Here is a 13,646-nt window from a genome sequence, read left to right as displayed (position 1 = left end):
GGCGTAACTTCTGTTATAATATAAGAAGAGAAATATTTCATATGTTATATAAAAAATATATTGATTTTTTCTAACAATTCAATATAATGAACAATAACTACAAAATTCGACATCAAGAAGTGATGATGAGGACATGATCAATTTTTTACGATTCTCAGAGAGGGAGGCCTTTGGCTGTGAGCTTCCTAATACGGAAAAATAGATTACCACCTCTGAACTGCAGCAGTGAACGAACATCTAGTAATTGCTTGCCGGCAAAAACCGTTATGTAGACTTGAGAAATTGGTGAAGTGTGTTACTTTGCGAATTGAAACAAGGGTGGAACCACGAATACAACACTCGTCCCTTTTTTAGGGAGGAGTGTTTTTTTATTTCATTTTTGCATCACACTAGGATTGGAAGGAGGATACGCAGCATGCATCATGATGAGAAGAACAAAATTGGTTTAACGGTAGCACTTTCTATCGTAGTAGGAACGATTATTGGGTCTGGTGTGTTTATGAAACCAGGCAGCGTATTAGATTACTCGGGGAGTTCTAATATGGCGATTCTTGCTTGGATAATTGGTGGTCTGTTAACGTTAGCAAGTGGTTTAACAGTAGCTGAAATTGGAGCGCAAATCCCGAAAAATGGTGGGTTGTATACGTATTTAGAGGAGATTTACGGAAGTTTTTGGGGATATTTATCAGGCTGGATGCAAACGATTGTTTATGGGCCAGCTATTATTGGAACATTAGGGTTATACTTTAGTTCTTTAATGATTAATTTTTTCTATTTAGATAAAGTATGGAATTTACCAATCGCGATCGGAACAGTTGTGTTCCTTGGCGTTGTAAATAGTATGGGAACAAAATACGGAGGTATCGTTCAAACGATTACGACAATCGGGAAGATGATTCCAATCGTATTAATTGTTGTGTTAGGTTTTTGGAAAGGAAATAGCGATATCTTTAACGTAGTTGTGCCAATATCAGAAAATCAAAGTATCGGGATGGCAATTTTAGCAACGTTATTTGCTTATGATGGCTGGATTTTACTTGCTTCGATTGGTGGAGAAATGAAAAATCCAACAAAGTTATTACCGAAAGCTATGACAGTTGGGATTTTAATTGTAACAGCTGCTTACGTATTAATTAATTTGGCGTTACTGAATGTATTACCAGCAACACAAATTGTAGACCTTGGAGAAAATGCAACAGCGACAGCTGCAGGCATGCTACTTGGAGAATATGGCGGGAAAATTATTAGTATCGGTATTATCGTTTCTATTTTCGGTTGTTTAAATGGAAAGATTTTAACGTTCCCACGTATCCCGATGTCGATGGCAGAACGTGGACAACTTCCATTTGCTAAGTTTATTGCGAAGGAAAGCCCAAGATTTAAAACACCAGCAAATGCGATTACTGTTGAAATCATTTTAGGAATTATTTTAATGATTATTAGTGATCCGAATAAGCTATCTGAGATTTCCGTATTCATTATTTATATTTTCTATGTAATGACGTTTATTGGCGTCTTCATTTTAAGAAAGCGTAATAAGAATAAAGAGCGTGCATACAGTGTACCGTTATTCCCAATCGTACCAATCGTTGCCATTTTCGGCTCGCTCTTTGTAATTGGTAGTGCAATTATCAATGATCCGGTAAGTTGTTTCTTATCAATTGGAATTGTATTTACGGGGCTTCCGGTATATTGGTATTTAAATAAGAAGAATAAAAATGAAGTGTCATGAGTGAAGGGTAGGCGTATAATGCGCCTACCTTTTTTACTGTAAAAAAATTGTACTTGTGTTCAACTTCTATTTTGGTTACTATAATCGTAGTAACCAAAATAGAAAGCGTGGGGAAAGACTTGAATTTTCGTGTGTATATTTTAGCTATCGCGGCTTTCGTAGTCGGAACGGTTGAGCTAATTATAGGAGGAACGCTTGATTTAGTTGCCAATGATTTAGGAGTATCTATTAGTGCAGCTGGTCAGCTTATCACAATATTTTCAGTAGTATTTGCTTTATCAGGCCCTGTTTTATTAGCATTAACAGGGAAATTTGAAAGAAAAGCATTGTATGTTGGGGCATTATCGATTTTCTTAATCGGAAATATTATTTCAGCATGTAGTGTGAATTATGGGATGTTAATGTTCTCAAGGGTGATTTGTGCGGCGAGTGGTTCGCTTATTATTGCACTGTCAGTAACACTTGCTTCTAGCGTTGTAGAACCGCATTTTCGTGCGCGTGCAATTGGAATCATTTTCATGGGGATTAGTGGGTCACTTGTACTTGGAGTACCGCTTGGCCTTGTGCTCGGAAATGCATATGGATGGCGTGCACCATTTGTGCTCATTTCAATCTTAACAGTGATGGCAATCGCTTGTATTTCATTATTCTTAACGAAAGTACCACCGACATCGGTATTATCAATAAGAGAGCAAATTGCTACGTTAAAAGATAAAAAAATCGTCAGTGCACAGTTAACGTCGTTCTTATTTTTAACGGGTCATTTAACACTATATGCATATTTAACACCATTTTTAAAAGATGTTATGCATGTGGAAGCGAATTGGATTAGTGTATTTTATTTCATCTTCGGAATCGCAGCAGTAATTGGGGGCGGCTTCGGAGGCTGGCTTGCTGATAAATGGGGATCGAAGAAAAGTATTATCTCAATTATTATCGTATTTGCGTGTGCGATCTTCCTATTGCCGATGATGACATTCTCATTCCCGCTGTTCATTATTATGATGGGACTTTGGAGTATGCTGAGCTGGGCTATTTCGCCAGCACAGCAAAATTATTTAATTGAAATTGCACCAGAATCAGCTGGTATTCAGCAAAGTTTAAATAACTCTGCCCTTCACTTAGGGATTGCGCTCGGTTCAACAGTAGGTGGAGTTGTTATTGAAAAATCATCTGTTATATATAACGCTTGGGTAGGGGGCGGCTTTATTATATTAGCGCTACTTTGTGCGATTTTCTCGATTACGAGAGGGCGTTCTACTCAGTTTGCAAAAGAAGAATCTATCGTTTGATAGGTTCTTTTTTTGATTTGTAAAAAATTGCAGGTTTTAGTAGGGAAATGGAGAAAGTGTATACAGCGAGGTGATGGAAAATGATGTCTAATTTCTCGGTATTCGGTATGATAATTGCACTACTACCGATATTAATATTTGTTTTTGTATTAAGATGGGTTCGTTTCATCTATCAAAATTCAGAGAAACAAGTGGAGCAGAATGAGAAAATGATTGAGTTGTTGATGGAGATAAAAGAGGAAAATAAAAAGGAGTCTAGATAAAGAACTAGATTCCGTTTTGGATTGGAAATGAAATCAAAGTTGCATTGCAATAATTTGAAAAAAAGCATCTAGTGGCGCACTAGATGCTTTTTGTTTTTTATCCCGCTTTAATGGGCAGTAAGACCCACCTCAAAATTCAATGAAAGCAAAGAATTTTGAGGTGGGTCGGGCTGTCCATTAAAGTTCGATTAGTTGAACTTTATCGTATGTGTATTAGTATCTCAACTTCATCAACAAACTTTTAATTTCCTCATCTTCCATAAAGAGATCATGGTGTTTCTGGGTAATCTTTGCAAGTGCAACGTCGTGATAGAAAAATTCTGTAAAGAACTTTACGAAAGGTTGTGACATTGTTTTCATTGCTTGCCATGACTCTTGCTCTACACCAGCAAATAAAATTTCGCGGTCGTCAACGATGAGTAGTAAATAGCGCTCTAATGCGTTAGGTTCTTCAGCTGGAATTAGAAAATGCATGTTTTCTAAATTCGTTTCTACTTCTCCAACTATAAGAGATTCAATTTGGACGGCTTGTTTTGCTTTTTCTTCTAGTAACGGAAGATATTCTAAAAGAGTATCGTTCCAAGCTGAAATGCGAATCGATTCTTTTGCACTTTCGATGAGCTCTTTACTTTGAACGCGAATAGAAGATTGCATTTTTAAGCTCCATACACGGTCATCTGTAAATGATTTTTTTGATATAGTTGTCTCTAATTCTTTAATATTAGATTGGAATTCTGTCGTTAATTTTTCAATTGCTAGCTTGAGTGGTAATGCTGTATACAGCTTTTTCTTTTCTGAAACAGAATCCATTACCATTCCTTTATCGATCAGGCGTGCTAGCACTTCATATATTTTGGCTTTTGGCACACCAGAATGCTTCACAATCGTTGTAGCATCTAATGGTTCGTTGCTTGATACGACAACTTCATAAGCTTGGCTTTCATATTGTGAGAAACCGAATTTTTGTAACATAGTTACCTCCGAACGAATGAGATTATATAGTTTAAGGATAATGAACTATTTGTTTTTACACAAGTGGTAGTAGGTTTTCTAATGGGATTGAGTTGAGAATTAATTTCAATTTTTTAATTTTATCCATTATACTTAATATAGTGATTAATATGATTACAATACAACGAGAAGGGGATGCGTTGGGGAAGATGTTGAGAAGTTTACGTTTAAAAATTGCAGTAGTATTTTCAGTACTTATTTCAATGATGTTCGTAATTTTAGGTACAGCTATGTATCAATTACAGAAAGAGAAGGAAGTGAGCTCCTTAGACCAGTATTCTCAAAATACGATGGATCTTGTGACAGAGCAACTTACGACATTTGTTCAAAGAACGGATGAAGATATGGGGTATTATGCGAACAGTGAGATGATTCGTAATATGCTTCAAGACGGGGTTACTCCAGAAGAGGAAGCATTTTTGACGAAAGAGTTTTCGGAGTATAAAAAGAATCATCCTGGTATTTTAGACTTATATATTGGTACGAAAGATAAAAAAACATTAAGTGCCAATCTTGCTGAAGGTGGACAAGTGCCAGAAGGATATGACCCAACGACAAGACCTTGGTATAAAGACTCAGAAGCTGATGTGAAAAAGGTTCACTGGGGACAACCTATGTATGAAATTGCAACAGGTAAGCTAAGTGTGGGAGTTTCTAAAGCAATCACAGCTCAAGATGGATCTGTATTAGGTGTTGTAGCGATGGATGTATCGCTCGGAACAATTCAGAAATTACTTCATAATATTCAATACAATAACGGCGGAGAAATGTTTATTATAAATGATAAAAATATGGCTCTTGTTTACCCAGAAAAGATAGGGAAAGATGTTTCGAAAGAGCCACTTGTGAAGAGTTTAAATAAAGATGTAACAAAATATGCTGTGACTACATTAAAAGGTGAAGATGTAGTTGCATATAGTCAGTCATTTGATTTGATGAAATGGAAGATAGGAATTTTTTATCCGAAAGAAACGATTGATGGGCTATTAAATAGTACGAGAAATACAGTCCTTATAATGGCATGTATTAGCTTATTCGTTGGAATTGTAGCCTCATACTTGTTCTCAAGAAGGTTAGCAAGACCGCTGCAACTATTAACGAATCACGTTCAAAAAGTAGCAGAAGGTGATTTAACGTTGCAAATGAAAGTGACAAGTAAGGATGAAGTTGGAGAACTGACGAACCATTTTAATCATATGGTTGAGCAAATGAATGAAATGGTAAGCAAAATTAAAAATAGTGTATCAACCGTGCAACAATCAACGAATAATCTACATTATTTAACGAATGAGACTGTAGCAGCTAGTAGAGAAGTGTCAGGTGCAATGGATGACGTGAGCGGAGGAGCTTCTACGCTTGCTAATAGTGTAGATGAAGTTTCAGAGCAGCTCGAGAATATGGCGCAGTCAGTGGAACAAATGAATAACTCTGTTAGTGAAATAAAAGGTGTGGCTGGCAAAGCTGAAGAGGCATCTAAGCAAGGATTAAATACGATGCGTAATTTAGTTCGTACGAGGGGCCAATCCTCTTCGATTGTTGTTTATACAGAGGAAGCATCTGGAAAGTTAGAGCAAAGGGTTGGATCGATTCAAAATGTTGTAGAGCTTATAAAAGGTATTTCAGATCAAACGAATTTACTTGCTTTAAATGCTTCAATCGAGGCGGCACGTGCGGGTGAACAAGGTAAGGGCTTTGCTGTTGTTGCGGAAGAGGTTCGGAAATTAGCGGAACAATCAAAAGAAGCAACAGTAGAAATTGCGACGATGATTGGTGATGTACAAGTAGAGGTAAGACGAGTTGTAGAAGTTGTAAGTAAATTGAAAGACATTGCGGATATACAAAATAATGTTACGACAGAAGCAGAGGCGGAATTCCGTACCATTATGTCAGTTGTAAATACAATTAGTACTTCAGTGGAACAAATTGTAGAAGAGGTACATAACATCGGTCACGAGCAAGGAGAAATTACAGCGGTCATGCATACAATTGCTGGTACGAGTCAAGAAAGCGCAGCGGTTTCGGAAGAGGTAAATGCTGCAACTGAATCACAAGTGAATCATCTAGAAAAGGTAGCTCATACGATGGAAAGCTTGACGGAGCATATGAGAGACTTAGAAAGATTAGTTGAGCAGTTTAAAATAGAGGAATAACAAATTAGTAAAATGATGCGTATTTCGGTAAAATAGACAATGGATATATAAGAAGCAAGTATAGGAGGAAGACTACTATGGCAATTGTTGACGTATCGATTATTCCAGTAGGAACAGGTAATCCAAGTGTGAGTGAATATGTAGCAGAAGTACAAAAGGTGCTAGAGAAAAACTCAGATCGTGTGAAGTATCAATTAACACCAATGAATACAATTATTGAAGGAGATCTTCCTGTCATTCTAGAAGTAATTCAACAAATGCATGAAGTTCCATATGCGAAAGGTGCGCAGCGCGTTGCGACAACAATTCGTATCGATGATCGTCGTGATAAAGTAAGCACAATGGAGAAGAAATTAAACTCTGTTCGATCAAAATTATAAAGAAAAGCAGCGATCTTCGCTGCTTTTTTCATATAGGAGGTAGATAAGATGAGTGAAAAGTTTAACGAACAATTTGACGGGTTGTTAGAGAAATACACGGAACTATTACTTGGAGAGAGCAATGAAGAGAGAAAAGAACAGGTACAGAAGTGGGCGCTGTATTCTTACATAGCGAAGACGATGCCGGCTTTAGTGAAGCATTGGAATGAGACTTATCCCGATGCGAAAGAAGAGATGGTGCAGTTAATTACACATATTAAAAGGCTGAATGAAGAGAAGAGAAATGAGCAATAAAAAAACTTGGGGTAAATATAATCTCAAGTTTTCTGTATTAATATCCTCATATAATTTACATGGAATATAAAGGGTTTTATAGGCATGTCGAATATTTTCGGCATGCCTATTTTGTGCCTATTAAACTCTATTTTTCTAAATGACGAAAAATATTTCAGGCATATTTATAAGCGAGAATATAGGTTTTTAAATGTTTTTATAGTATTTTATAAATTATCTAAATAATTATTTGTATCCAATAATTTTAAACAATGATATAATTTCGAAGAGGGGTAAAAAACAGATAAATTAAGTCATAGGGGTGAATTACATGGAACAATTAATGCGAAATTCGTTTCTTTTCTTATCTAAAAATAAAGCGCTAACAAAACTGGCTAAAAAGTACGGTTTACGCTTTGGTGCAGGTCGCTTTGTCGCAGGGGAGACAATTGAATTAGCGACAGCAGCTATTAAACAATTAAACAAGCAAGGACTTTGTGTAACAATCGATTATTTAGGGGAATTCGTTGATAATGAAGCGGAAGCAAATGAAATGGCTAACCAATCGATTGAAGCAATCCGTGCAATTGGAAGAGAAGGTCTTGATTCGCAACTTTCTTTAAAGATGACTTCTATGGGATTAGATATCTCTGATGAAATCGTAATGAACAATATGCGCCGCATTTTAGAAGCTGCAAAAGAAAATGGTGTGTTCGTTACAATTGATATGGAAGATTATACACGCTGTGGAAAGACGATTGATATCTTTAAACAGTTAAAGTCTGAGTACGATAATATTGGTACTGTTATTCAAGCTTACCTATATCGTACAGAAAAAGATATTGAAGACTTAAATGCTTATAATCCTAATTTACGCCTTGTAAAAGGGGCTTATAAAGAACCTGAAGAAGTGGCGTTCCCGGACAAGAAAGATGTAGATGACAATTATAAAAAGATTATTAAAATGCACTTATTAAATGGAAATTATACTGCAATTGCTTCACATGACGAAGCGATTATTGAATATACGAAAAAACTTGCCGAAGAACACAACATTCCAAGGGATCAATTTGAATTCCAGATGTTATATGGTATTCGTAATGAGCGTCAACTCGAGCTAGTAAAAGAAGGTTACAAAATGCGTGTTTACGTACCTTATGGAAACGACTGGTATGGCTACTTCATGCGTCGTCTAGCAGAGCGTCCAGCAAACGTTGCGTTCGTATTAAAAGGTATGGTTAAAAAATAACCAAGGAGAAAATACTCCTTGGTTATTTTAATTGCTGAAATGCGTAATGTGCCATTTTCTTCGTATCAGGATACAGTTGCTTGCGAGTAGAAGATAATACAACATTAATGACACGTTTACCGTCTTTCTCATCCACTGTTACGACTGTATATTTTCCGAGTGCTGATAGACCGCTTTTACTTCCAATTGCATATGGATCGTCATATAGTTCTTCTCGTCCATAGTTTGCAATCTTTGGAGAGCGTTCTGAAGTATGTAGAGTTGTACGCGTTGAATTCATATATTCTAAAACAACTGGGTACTTTAATGCTTCTTTCGTAATTATAGCAATGTCATATGGTGATACTTTGTTTCCTAGTGCATCAGCACCACTTGCGTTTTTGAAAGTCGCATGCTTTGTACCAAGTTCCTTCGCTCTAGCATTCATCATTTTTACAAATTCATTTTTTGATCCTGCAATATGTTCTGCAATGGATTCAGCTATTGGGTCTGCACTAATGATAAGCATCAGTTTTAATGCTTCATCACGTTTTAACTTTTCCCCAGCACGAAGTTTAATTTTCTTACTTTGACTTTCTGTTTTAATTGCGTTTTCTGTAACTGTAATTTCTTCATCTTCTTTTACATTCTCTAGTAAAAGAAGGGTTGTCATCATTTTGGCTATACTAGCCGGATAAGAGCGTTCGTCTTCTCGTTTCCCATACAAAATTTCACCTGTGTCTGCATCAATTGTAATGCCGTATTGCCCAGTGATATTAGGTTGATCAGCTCTTACAGCTTGTTGTCTTTGTGCGTAAGAGAAGAAAATCATCCCTGTAAATAGTGTGGCGATCATTACAATCATAACTATTGTTCGTTTCATTATAATTCCCTCATTTGTTACAAATAAATTGGGCAGAAAAAGCAGCCATTACCCATTATGCCACGTTCTCTGCCCAAAAATATAGCGTTATTTTTCGCCCATATTATGCTTCTTATATTGTTGGTTATTACCTTGACGTCCTTTTTCTACGCCTCGATCGGTTGGGCCAGCGTTTCCTGTCACACTTGCTGCGCTAATTCCAGCCTTTGAAGGGTTCTTCTTAAGTTTTGCCATATATATTCCTCCAGTTTCGTCAGATTATAAAAAGGGAAAGTGTATTTTAGTGAAGAAAATACATATATAGCATGGGCAAATAAAAGAAAAATATTTATCCCACTTTAATGGGCAGTAAGACCCCCACCTCAAAATTCAGCGAAAGCAAAGAAGTTAGGTAGGGGTCAACTGCCCATAAAAGTCCGATTGGTTCAACTAATAATCAGTAGGGGATGAAGGAAACCCCTACTGATTAAAGTTTCACTTTATTTCAGAAAATTTTATCAATAAATATATTGCGAAAATTTAAATAGTATCATATATTTATTAGTAGAGGCTCACTCATTGATTGCGACTTATGTCGAAAAATTGAATGAGCATTCATTCAAGAATAGGGGGAGAATTGGATGTTCCAAATTAAAAAGGCTGCTGTTCTAGGGTCAGGCGTAATGGGTTCAGGAATTGCGGCACACTTAGCTAATATTGGTATTCCGACATTATTGCTTGATATTGTACCACCTGCGCTTACGAAAGAAGAAGAAGCGAAGGGACTTACATTAGAACATAAAAGTGTGAGAAATCGTTTTAGTAATACGGCACTACAAAAACTATTAAAGCAAAAACCAGCTCCTCTGACAGTGAAAGGAAATTTAGCACTGATTGAAGCAGGTAACTTAGAAGATGACCTTGAGCGTCTAGCTGATGTAGATTGGATTATTGAAGTAGTAGTTGAAAACTTAGATATTAAAAAGAAACTATTTGAAAAAGTAGATGCTGTTCGTAAACCGGGTTCTATCGTAAGCTCGAATACGTCAGGCATTTCAGTTGAAAAAATGGCAGAAGGTCGTTCAGACGACTTCCAGAAACACTTCTTAGGCACACACTTTTTTAACCCACCACGATATTTAAAACTTCTAGAGGTAATACCGACGAAAGAAACTGATCCACAAGTATTAAGCTTCATGAAACTATTTGGCGAAGACGTTCTTGGAAAAGGCGTTGTTATCGCAAAAGACACACCAAACTTTATTGGAAACCGCATCGGTACGTACGGTTTATTAGTAACTCTTCAAGAGATGGTAAAACGCGGCTATAGCATTGGGGAAGTTGATTCAGTAACAGGCCCACTTATTGGTCGTCCGAAGAGCGCAACGTTCCGTACATTAGATGTTGTCGGTTTAGATACATTCGTACACGTTGCAAATAACGTATATGAAAACGTACAAGAAGAAGAGCGCGATGTATTTAAAGTACCAGCTTTCATGCATGACATGCTTGATAAAAAATGGCTTGGAAGCAAAACAGGTCAAGGCTTCTTCTTAAAACAAGGAAAAGAAATTTTAGAATTAAATCCAGAAACGATGGAGTACGAAGCTCGTAAAAAATTAAAAGCTGCATCGATCGAGTTAAGTAAACAAGAAAAAGGTTTATCGAATAAATTGAAAGCGCTTGTATACGCGAAAGACCGCGCAGGAGAGTTGTTATGGAACATTATTACACCGACTCTTTTATACTCTGCAAAACTGCATAAAGAAATTGCTGACGATATCGTTGCAATTGACCAAGCGATGAAGTGGGGCTTCGGCTGGGAGCAAGGACCGTTTGAAGTTTGGGATGCAATCGGCGTTGAAAAGTCCGTTCAAAAGATGGAAGAAAACGGCGTAGTTGTTCCGGCTTGGGTGAAAGAAATGTTAGAGAAAGGTTTCACTACTTTCTACAAACATGATAACGGAGATAGCTACTATTACGATAATGGCGAATATAAGCTAATCGAACGTAATAAAAAGGCAATTTCTCTTAAGCAATTAAAAGCGAAAAATGGCGTATTAAAGAAAAATAGCGGAGCGAGCTTAATTGATTTAGGAGACGGCATCCTTTGTTTAGAATTCCATTCGAAGAGCAATGCAATCGGTATGGATATTACGCAAATGATTAACTACGCTGTTGATGAAGTAGAAAAGAATTATAAAGGTCTTGTTATCGGTAACCAATCGAAGAACTTCTGCGTTGGTGCGAACTTAGCAATGATCTTAATGGAAGCACAAGACGACAACTACTTTGAAATTGAGTTAGTTGTGAAAAACTTCCAAGATGCAATGATGAAAATTAAATACTCTTCTAAGCCAGTTGTAGCAGCACCATATGGTATGACGCTTGGCGGAGGTACAGAAGTTTGCTTACCAGCAGCGAGCATTCAAGCTTCTAGTGAAACGTATATGGGCTTAGTAGAAGTTGGCGTTGGCTTAATCCCTGGCGGAGGCGGTAATAAAGAGCTATACATTAAGCACTTAAATAAAATGGCAAACGGCGTAGAGTTTGACATACAAAAAGTTGCAAATAAAGTGTTCGAAACAGTCGCAATGGCGAAAGTTTCCACTTCAGGACAAGAAGCAGTTTCTCATAACTTCTTAGGTGATAAAGACGGTATTAGTGTGAATGGTGATCACTTACTATACGATGCGAAACAGAAAGCACTTGCTTTATATGAAGCTGGTTATAAAGCGCCGATTCGTAAAAAGATACCGGTTGTTGGTGAAACAGGATATGCAACTCTTGCACTTGGTGCAGAAGCAATGCATTTATCTGGTTACATTTCAGAGTACGATCTTCACATTGCGAAGAAACTTGCATATGTCATTGCGGGCGGAAAAGTGCCGTATGGAACAGAAGTTGATGAGCAGTATTTATTAGATGTAGAACGTGAAGCATTTATTAGCTTAGTAAGTGAGATGAAATCACAAGCAAGAATGCAGCACATGCTTGTAAAAGGAAAGCCATTACGTAACTAATAACGAGGGGAGATATCGTTCATGAGAGAAGCTGTCATTGTTGCGGGAGCAAGAACACCAATTGGAAAAGCAAAGAGGGGTTCATTAAAAACAGTTCGTCCTGACGATCTAGGGGCGTTAGTAGTAAAGGAAACGTTAAAGCGTGCGAATTATGAAGGACCAATCGATGATTTAATTTTCGGTTGTGCGATGCCAGAAGCAGAGCAAGGTTTAAATATGGCTCGTAATATCGGCGGATTAGCAGGACTTTCTTACGATGTTCCAGCTATTACAATTAACCGTTACTGTTCTTCAGGTTTACAAAGTATCGCTTACGGAGCAGAGCGCATTATGCTTGGTCACTCAGAAGCTGTATTATCAGGCGGAGCGGAATCAATGAGTTTAGTTCCAATGATGGGACACGTTGTTCGTCCAAATAGCCGCCTTGTAGAAGCAGCTCCAGAATATTATATGGGTATGGGACATACAGCAGAGCAAGTTGCTGTGAAATATGGAATTTCTCGTGAAGAGCAAGATGCATTTGCCGTAAGAAGTCATCAACGTGCTGCGAAAGCATTAGCTGCAGGAAACTTTGCTGATGAAACAGTACCTGTAGATGTAACGTTACGTACTGTTGGATCAAATAACAAACTGCAAGAAGAAACAATCACTTTCACGCAAGACGAAGGTGTAAGAGCAGAAACGACGATAGACATTTTAGGTAAATTACGTCCAGCATTTAACGTTCGCGGTTCTGTAACAGCTGGTAACTCTTCACAAATGAGTGATGGTGCAGCATCTGTATTATTAATGGACCGTGAAAAAGCAGTAAGCGATGGTATGAAGCCACTTGCGAAATTCCGTTCATTTGCAGTAGCGGGTGTACCACCAGAAGTAATGGGAATTGGCCCAATCGCAGCAATTCCGAAAGCATTAAAACTAGCTGGCTTAGAGCTATCTGATATTGGCTTATTCGAACTAAATGAAGCATTCGCTTCTCAATCGATCCAAGTTATTCGTGAACTTGGTTTAGATGAAGAAAAAGTAAACGTAAACGGCGGTGCAATCGCACTTGGACATCCACTTGGCTGTACAGGAGCAAAACTAACACTATCTCTTATTCACGAAATGAAACGCCGCAACGAACAATTCGGTATCGTAACAATGTGTATCGGCGGCGGAATGGGAGCAGCGGGAGTGTTTGAATTACTATAAAAAAGTGCAGGTGGCTCGTTCAGAACAGGAGGGCGTTGGAAGCCCTGACGAAGAGGCGCTTTTTGCCTCACAGGAAGGGGTGAAACGACCGACTGTTCTAGCCACCGGAACTGGATTATGAAAAAAAGTGGAAGCGGCTCGCTCAGAATGTGAGGGGGATGGAGCTTCAGACGTAGAGGCGTTCTTTGCCTCGCAGGAAGAAGTGAAGCCACCGAACATTCTAGCCGCTGGAACTGGA

General features: G+C 37.8%; 12 protein-coding genes and 1 other annotated feature. Of the genes, 9 read left to right on the top strand and 3 right to left on the bottom strand.

Annotated elements, in window-relative coordinates; genetic code table 11:
- Window positions 1-113: 113 nt before the first annotated feature.
- Window positions 114-350 (top strand) — a binding site (T-box leader).
- A 65-nt stretch (window positions 351-415) separates the two neighbouring features.
- The 3 genes from MKY00_RS25320 (at window position 416) to MKY00_RS25310 (ending at window position 3,287) form a co-directional block, all read left to right on the top strand.
- Window positions 416-1,732, top strand: coding sequence for an APC family permease (locus MKY00_RS25320; RefSeq protein ID WP_016718849.1), 1,317 nt, complete (start codon window positions 416-418; stop codon window positions 1,730-1,732).
- A gap of 107 nt (window positions 1,733-1,839) precedes the next feature.
- Window positions 1,840-3,024: an MFS transporter gene (locus tag MKY00_RS25315; protein WP_141114935.1), complete on the top strand. Its 1,185-nt coding sequence runs from the start codon at window positions 1,840-1,842 to the stop codon at window positions 3,022-3,024.
- An 80-nt stretch (window positions 3,025-3,104) separates the two neighbouring features.
- The gene (locus MKY00_RS25310) at window positions 3,105-3,287 is read left to right on the top strand and encodes a hypothetical protein (protein WP_016718847.1); all 183 of its coding nucleotides are present in this window, start codon (window positions 3,105-3,107) and stop codon (window positions 3,285-3,287) included.
- A 213-nt stretch (window positions 3,288-3,500) separates the two neighbouring features.
- Here the strand turns inward: MKY00_RS25310 and MKY00_RS25305 are convergent, their stop codons facing one another.
- Window positions 3,501-4,259 (bottom strand): TrmB family transcriptional regulator, encoded by a 759-nt coding sequence (locus tag MKY00_RS25305; RefSeq protein WP_016718846.1) that lies wholly within the window; start codon window positions 4,257-4,259, stop codon window positions 3,501-3,503.
- A 188-nt stretch (window positions 4,260-4,447) separates the two neighbouring features.
- Between MKY00_RS25305 and MKY00_RS25300 the strand changes: the two genes are divergently transcribed.
- The 4 genes from MKY00_RS25300 (at window position 4,448) to MKY00_RS25285 (ending at window position 8,350) form a co-directional block, all read left to right on the top strand.
- Complete coding sequence (locus tag MKY00_RS25300; RefSeq protein ID WP_016718845.1) at window positions 4,448-6,448, top strand: methyl-accepting chemotaxis protein; 2,001 nt, start codon at window positions 4,448-4,450, stop codon at window positions 6,446-6,448.
- A gap of 77 nt (window positions 6,449-6,525) precedes the next feature.
- Window positions 6,526-6,828 carry an MTH1187 family thiamine-binding protein gene (locus MKY00_RS25295; RefSeq protein WP_001018866.1) on the top strand — a complete coding sequence of 101 codons (303 nt, stop codon included), beginning with the start codon at window positions 6,526-6,528 and terminating at the stop codon, window positions 6,826-6,828.
- 48 nt (window positions 6,829-6,876) lie between these two features.
- Complete coding sequence (locus tag MKY00_RS25290; RefSeq protein WP_001290596.1) at window positions 6,877-7,122, top strand: YusU family protein; 246 nt, start codon at window positions 6,877-6,879, stop codon at window positions 7,120-7,122.
- A 310-nt stretch (window positions 7,123-7,432) separates the two neighbouring features.
- A complete protein-coding gene (locus MKY00_RS25285; RefSeq protein ID WP_000436772.1) occupies window positions 7,433-8,350 on the top strand; it encodes a proline dehydrogenase family protein in 918 nt (305 codons plus the stop codon).
- A gap of 22 nt (window positions 8,351-8,372) precedes the next feature.
- Here the strand turns inward: MKY00_RS25285 and MKY00_RS25280 are convergent, their stop codons facing one another.
- Together MKY00_RS25280 and MKY00_RS25275 are read right to left on the bottom strand one after the other, a co-directional pair.
- Window positions 8,373-9,212 carry a D-alanyl-D-alanine carboxypeptidase family protein gene (locus MKY00_RS25280; protein ID WP_000831458.1) on the bottom strand — a complete coding sequence of 280 codons (840 nt, stop codon included), beginning with the start codon at window positions 9,210-9,212 and terminating at the stop codon, window positions 8,373-8,375.
- Window positions 9,213-9,299: 87 nt separating this feature from the next.
- On the bottom strand, window positions 9,300-9,446 hold the full coding sequence (locus MKY00_RS25275) for a YuzL family protein (RefSeq protein ID WP_001096347.1): 147 nt from the start codon (window positions 9,444-9,446) through the stop codon (window positions 9,300-9,302).
- Window positions 9,447-9,832: 386 nt separating this feature from the next.
- On the opposite strand from MKY00_RS25275, the gene MKY00_RS25270 reads away from it, so the two are divergent.
- Together MKY00_RS25270 and MKY00_RS25265 are read left to right on the top strand one after the other, a co-directional pair.
- Window positions 9,833-12,214 (top strand): 3-hydroxyacyl-CoA dehydrogenase/enoyl-CoA hydratase family protein, encoded by a 2,382-nt coding sequence (locus tag MKY00_RS25270; RefSeq protein ID WP_016718844.1) that lies wholly within the window; start codon window positions 9,833-9,835, stop codon window positions 12,212-12,214.
- A 21-nt stretch (window positions 12,215-12,235) separates the two neighbouring features.
- A complete protein-coding gene (locus MKY00_RS25265; RefSeq protein WP_001206327.1) occupies window positions 12,236-13,408 on the top strand; it encodes an acetyl-CoA C-acetyltransferase in 1,173 nt (390 codons plus the stop codon).
- Window positions 13,409-13,646: the final 238 nt, after the last annotated feature.

This window comes from Bacillus sp. FSL R9-9834, from assembly GCF_038006905.1.
Taxonomy (GTDB): domain Bacteria; phylum Bacillota; class Bacilli; order Bacillales; family Bacillaceae_G; genus Bacillus_A; species Bacillus_A pacificus.
This window is presented reverse-complemented; position numbering and strand designations above follow the sequence as displayed.